This window comes from Bradyrhizobium sp. CCBAU 65884, assembly GCF_028128835.1.
GTDB lineage: Bacteria > Pseudomonadota > Alphaproteobacteria > Rhizobiales > Xanthobacteraceae > Bradyrhizobium > Bradyrhizobium ottawaense.
In genome coordinates this window covers 1-2,188 of sequence record NZ_LBJU01000004.1, presented here as the reverse complement: position 1 = coordinate 2,188, position 2,188 = coordinate 1, and the positions used below count along the sequence as shown (strand labels likewise).

The 2,188-nt window shown below is 60.0% G+C and carries 1 protein-coding gene and 1 pseudogene; one reads left to right on the top strand and one right to left on the bottom strand.

The annotated features are described in order from the left end of the window. Nucleotides 1-402: 402 nt before the first annotated feature. Nucleotides 403-1,064, bottom strand: a pseudogene (locus XI03_RS00100) (transposase). A 250-nt stretch (nt 1,065-1,314) separates the two neighbouring features. Here XI03_RS00100 and XI03_RS00095 point away from each other — a divergent pair. Beyond that, nucleotides 1,315-2,188: IS5 family transposase (locus tag XI03_RS00095; protein ID WP_271590962.1), on the top strand; the 874-nt coding region annotated here is incomplete at its 3' end.

The following is a 2,188-nucleotide window of genomic DNA, read 5'->3' as shown; positions in this document are numbered from 1 at the left end:
ATGTGTGGACCGGCACGGCTTGCGCCGATGTCTCGGGGCCGTTGAGGTGGAAGCGGGCGAAAACCATCGAGGCTCGCGGCGGAGACGTTGTCCAGCCGCATCAAGAAGCCGGATATACGTCTGCAGTTGTGACCGTCGATCCTGATCAAGCCGGTCGTTGCAATCGGGCGGGGTCCATATACGTCCACACATGGCCCATTGGCCGATGCTGCACAAGGCGACGGCTGGACGGTAAGAGCCGGATGAGCGGAGACGTTCACGTCCGGATCTGTGAGCGCCTGGGGGGGGAAACTCCCGCGGGCGACTCGACTCGTGATCTGCTGTCGCCCCGGCTCGTCGGAGACGGCAATGGTGCGGATGCAGGCGCTAATGAACAGGCTTCAGAGTCTGACTCAAAATTCATTAGTTCAGGTTGGCGGATCTGGCGATGCGGCGCACCAGTTGTCGGGTCGACGCAATAAAGAGCCATGCTTCGGCCGAGGTGATAGAGGTCTCCCAATCCTTGGCTAGTCTAGACGTCGGCAGCGGTTGAGCCATGCCAACGTGCGTTCGACGACCCAGCGTCGGGGCAACAATAACGAAGCCCTTTGCGTCATCCGGGCGGTGCGCTTGCGACCTTTGATCTTCTTGTATCGGTGACGATGTGGCGCCCGCATCAAAGCCGCGTGGCCCTCCGCTCTCGGCACCGTTTGGCTGTCGATGATCGCCGCCGTTGGTTGCGGCTCCCGTCCAGCAAGCTTACGCACAATTTCAACCAAGGCTTCATTCATCAAATCCAGCACGCCGCTGTCGCGCAGGCGATAAAAATAGGACTGGACCGTCGTGCAGGGAGGAAAATCTTTTGGCAAAAGCGCCCATTGGCATCGCGTCGTCGCGATGTACTGGATCGCATCCCAAACCGATCGCATGCAGGTCTTGCGCGGTCGCCCGACCTTGCTCGGCCCTGGCATCAACAGCTCGATCAAGGCCCATTCCGCATCCCTGCAATCGCTTGCATAGCGGAACTCCCGTCTGTCATGCTGACAGCGGGTGATTTCGGTCCGATGGCTTCGAACTCGAAGAATCACAACCTGCTGAAATCACCCAACTTTAATTTCCGGTCGGCCTCTCAGACTGACTCCACTTGCGACCCAACCTTATCAGTCGCCAGCGGCCTCTTTAAGTCGCCAAAGGCGATGCTGCGCGGCGGTATGGGGACCCGCCAAGACGGCTGGCAGCAAGCGATGCTTACACTAGAGCTAGCAAGCTGTTGAAGAAGTCTCTGGCGGGATGGAATTGGACGTGATCTCTCGATGATTGAATCGGGAGGCCGGGATGCGAGGATCGGACGAGCGGTCTGGATCGCTGTTCAGTTACGTGGATCTTGAAGCGCGGGTTCGTCCGGACCATCCCTTACGGACGATCCGGGAGATTGTGAACGCTGCGCTGGGCAATCTATCGAAGGCGTTTGCGGGGCTTTACACGGACTTTGGCCGGCCCTCGATTGCACCGGAGAGGCTGCTTCGGGCGATGCTGCTGCAGGCCTTCTACGGCATTCGCTCGGAACGACAATTGATGGAGCGGCTGGAATTTGACCTGCTATTCCGCTGGTTTGTCGGTCTGGGCGTGGACGATCCGGTGTGGGACCACTCAACCTTCTCCAAGAACCGCGACCGGCTGTTAGCGGGTGAGATCGCCGTTAAGTTCCTTTCGGCCGTGCTGGCTCAGCCGAAGGTGAAGCGACGGTTGTCGAGCGATCACTTCTCGGTCGACGGCACGCTGATTGAGGCGTGGGCTTCGATCAAGAGCTTCCGCAGAAAGGACGGAGACGACAACGACAGCAAGGGTCCGGGACGCAACGCTGAACGTAGCTTCCACAAGGAGAAGCGTTCAAACGAGACGCACCAAAGTACGACCGACCCGGAGGCCCGGCTGTATAAGAAGGGGGATGGGCAGCCGGCCAAGCTCTGTTACATGGGGCACGCTCTGATGGAGAACCGCAATGGTCTGGCGGTCGGCGGTGCCGTCAGCCAGGCCACCGGCACGGCCGAACGAGAGACGGCGCTGGCGTTGATCGATCGTCGTGATCGCACAGGCCGGCGGATCACGCTCGGCGCGGACAAGGCCTATGACGTCACGCAGTTCGTCCACGACTTGAGAGAACGATCGGTGACGCCGCACATCGCGATCGACGGACACCTCAGCAAGA